Raw genomic sequence first — 3,470 nt, 5'->3', positions numbered from 1 at the left:
TATTCATTAAAAAGAATCGATTCAATACATTTCTTATGTACCTAGAGATACTAGATTGGATTTGAATCAGATTTGGGATCAATCTATATTGATTGACTACCTTCATTATCTTTTTGCTAGCAAATACCACTATTTTGGGTCTTGGATCTTCCAAATCCTTCCCGTGGGAGACCCAGCGATCAAAAGAGTCGTTCTCTTGAGAAAAAATAGGAGGGAGAACCCAGGCGTTGAATACCTCATTCAACCCAATTTTTTGATCCAATCCGTAGGAATGAATAGAAAAGGCAAATCCCTTAGGATACACCAGATCTGGCTCGGTTATTGATAGAATGAATTGATCTGCCATTTCTTGAAATCTCCCTTTTGATTCAAAATAAGATCCCGGATCTGATGAAATAGGATGAATTGAGACCGTATTTTGTAAATACATAATGGTCCTGAATAGATCTGCCATTTCTTTCTGTTCCGAGCGCCTCGAAGGGACAAAAGAAACATCTTGTTTTTGCTTCAACAATTTCTGATCTCTAGTGGACCTCTCAGTACGATTCAAACCCAGATGAAGTTCTGACCACAAAAAAGAACGAATGGATCTTCTAGGATTCCTAAAAGACTCTTCGGGATCTTCCCCAAGCAGACGATTCTTCATCCGCTTCTCACCTTCCGCGAATAGCCGGGACATTGAAGAATCTCCAGAAAGGCATTTCGGGGATCGGTCGGATTCTATCTCTGTTCGTTCCGTTTGAAGAAAGGAAGGATCCAAAAAAAGAGATCTTTCTTTTAGTTGGTCAATCCCTCTTTGATTGATCAATGTCTGATATTCCGAATCCTCATTACTGGTGGCATCCAAATGATCTCCGGATTGATCAGAAGATGCTTTCAATTGGCTATAATCCCTCTTTTTTCCGATCAGGTTCCCCCACCACCGCGAACCCCGGTTAGATTTAGCCATGCTACACTTTTGAGTTATTGGGAGAACCCAAGTACTCTCTTTCGGATCCATGAAACCACTTTCAGAGATCTTTTTCCTTTTTGGAAGATATAGCAGTGAAACACCCAATCTATTGATATTGGAAGACCCAAAGGATTCTTCCATAGAATTCATCGGTATAGGAAGAAGCCCCATCAAATACCTAGTCTTGCTTTCGACCATGTTTCGATTGTTAATACGATATATAAGGACGACGACGACAAGCAATACTACCCCTTTGATCGTGAAATTTCGATTGCGTGTTGACCTCCGTGAATCCCGCGAAAGTAGGACCCAAAAAATTCGGGGGTCAAAGAGTTTCATAAAACGTTCTTGCTCAAAAAGAATTTGAGTGATCGATCCCACTGAATGAAATTTCGTCCATGAGTCAACTAAATAGTTAGAATTCTTGATCTCTCTGAATATTTCTCTCAATTCGAGCATCCAGAATTTCCATTGATGTTTTTTCATTGTTCGGACCCTCCAGTGTCCAAAATACTCTCTAAATATTTCTCTCAATTCGAGCATCCAAAATTTCCATTGATATTGATGTTTTTTCATTGTTCGGGCCCTGTTCGGGCCCTCCAGTGTCCAAAATACGCTCTTTGTGGATGTCTTTTTATATACTAGCCAAAAAATGAATATAAGATTCTTGGCTTTTAAAAATTTTTTTTATGTACTATCCTGGGTTGTTCGAATGTTTTCCACTTCATAATTATAATTCAGGTGGGTCCTCTTCTGAAAGAAAAGAAAATGATAACAAAAACAAGAATAACCGCAGCTGCAAAGATCTTGGACTTTTTGTTCAAAGTAATATGTAAGTACCTCCAAAAATAGGTTTTATTGGGACAAAAAAATAGAAAAATATTTACATATAGTATGGTGAACGCTGGAATGGACGAGGGATGTGCCTCTCTGGTATGGTTTTGTTAACATAAATCTCCTCTCGATTGAGTAAAATGAGCCCTTTTGAAAATGTCTTTATTTATATACGTTTAATATTATATACGATCCAAAATTTTTATATTTTCTCGAAATGGGATGATCAATGAAAGCTGAACGTATGTCGTTTTTATGATTATCTATGTAAGATTTACCATTCGCCTCAATCGTTGATTCCTCTGAAATCTTTGATTTCTATCTATATAGGATGTTCTATAGGATGCTCCCCGTTACGCATCCATGGCTGAGTGGTTAAAGCGCCCAACTCATAATTGGTAAATTCGTAGGTTCAATTCCTACTGGATGCACGCTAATGGGAACGTCCAATAAGTCTATTTGACTTGGCTCTCTATCAATGGAATCTAATAATCCATACATATCGAATTGCTACGAAATATCCTATCATATTAATAATCATAATATATATAATCATAATAATATATGAACAGAGTAAAAACAATACGTATAGGGAAGAAAAGAGATTTATGGATAGAATCAAACATGCAGTATTTACAGACAAAAGTGTTCGGTTATTGGCGAACAATCAATATACTTCTAATGTCGAATCAGGATCAACTAGGACAGAAATAAAACATTGGGTCGAACTTTTCTTTGGTGTCAAGGTAATAGCTATGAATAGTCATCGACTCCCGGGAAAGGGTAGAAGAATGGGACCGATTATGGGACATACAACGCATTACAGACGTATGATCATTACGCTTCAACCGGGTTATTCTATTCCACCTCTTAGAAAGAAAAGAACTTAAATCAAAATACTTAACAACACGGCCATACATTTATACAAAACTTCTACCCCGAGCACACGCAATGGATCCGTCGACAGTCAAGTGAAATCCAATCCACGAAATAATTTGATCCATGGACAGCGTCATTGTGGTAAAGGTCGTAATGCCAGAGGAATCATTACCGTAAGGCATAGAGGGGGAGGTCATAAGCGTCTATACCGTAAAATGGATTTTCGACGGAATGAAAAAGACATATCTGGTAAAATTGTAACCATAGAATATGACCCTAATCGAAATGCATACATTTGTCTCATACACTATGGGGATGGTGAGAAGAGATATATTTTACATCCCAGAGGGGCTAGAATTGGAGATACCATTGTTTCTGGTACAGAAGTTCCTATCTCAATGGGAAATGCCCTACCTTTGAGTGCGGTTTGAACCATTGATTTACGTAATTGGAAGGAACCAATTAGGTTTACGACGAAACCTAGAAATCGATCACGGATCCAATTAGAGTACCTCTATGGGATAGACCTCTTCAGAAAACGGAAGAGTAACGGCAGCAAGTGATTGAGTTCAGTAGTTCCTCATATCCAATTATTGACTCTAGAGATATGGTAATATGGAGAAGACAAAATTGTTTGAAGCACCGACAGAACCGGAAGCGCCCCTTGTTTCAAAGAGAGGAGAACGGATTATTCACATTTCATTTGATGGTCAGAGGCGAATTGAAAGCTAAGCAGTGGTAATTCGACCCCCCGGAGAAAAATAGAGATGTCTCCTACGTTACCCGTAATATGTGGAAGTATCGA

General features: G+C 38.4%; 3 protein-coding genes and 1 tRNA gene. 3 read left to right on the top strand and 1 reads right to left on the bottom strand.

All coding sequences use genetic code 11. From position 1 onward, the window contains the following. A partial coding sequence (locus QQK25_RS24520) for a Ycf2 family protein (RefSeq protein WP_284189923.1) occupies window positions 1–1,150 on the bottom strand: 1,150 nt, incomplete at its 3' end. Between the two features lie 993 nt (window positions 1,151–2,143). On the opposite strand from QQK25_RS24520, the gene QQK25_RS24515 reads away from it, so the two are divergent. The 3 genes from QQK25_RS24515 to QQK25_RS24505 all read left to right on the top strand — a co-directional run bounded on the left by QQK25_RS24515 (window position 2,144) and on the right by QQK25_RS24505 (window position 3,096). Beyond that, window positions 2,144–2,217 (top strand) — tRNA-Ile (locus QQK25_RS24515). Between the two features lie 177 nt (window positions 2,218–2,394). Next, the gene (locus QQK25_RS24510) at window positions 2,395–2,676 is read left to right on the top strand and encodes a 50S ribosomal protein L23 (protein ID WP_497801070.1); all 282 of its coding nucleotides are present in this window, start codon (window positions 2,395–2,397) and stop codon (window positions 2,674–2,676) included. 81 nt (window positions 2,677–2,757) lie between these two features. Beyond that, window positions 2,758–3,096 (top strand): hypothetical protein, encoded by a 339-nt coding sequence (locus QQK25_RS24505; protein ID WP_497801071.1) that lies wholly within the window; start codon window positions 2,758–2,760, stop codon window positions 3,094–3,096. Window positions 3,097–3,470 lie beyond the last annotated feature (374 nt).

This window comes from Zoogloea oryzae, from assembly GCF_030161255.1.
Classification (GTDB): Bacteria; Pseudomonadota; Gammaproteobacteria; order Burkholderiales; family Rhodocyclaceae; genus Zoogloea; species Zoogloea oryzae.
The sequence above is the reverse complement of the archived record's forward strand: the minus strand, read 5'-3'. Positions and strand labels throughout refer to the sequence as shown.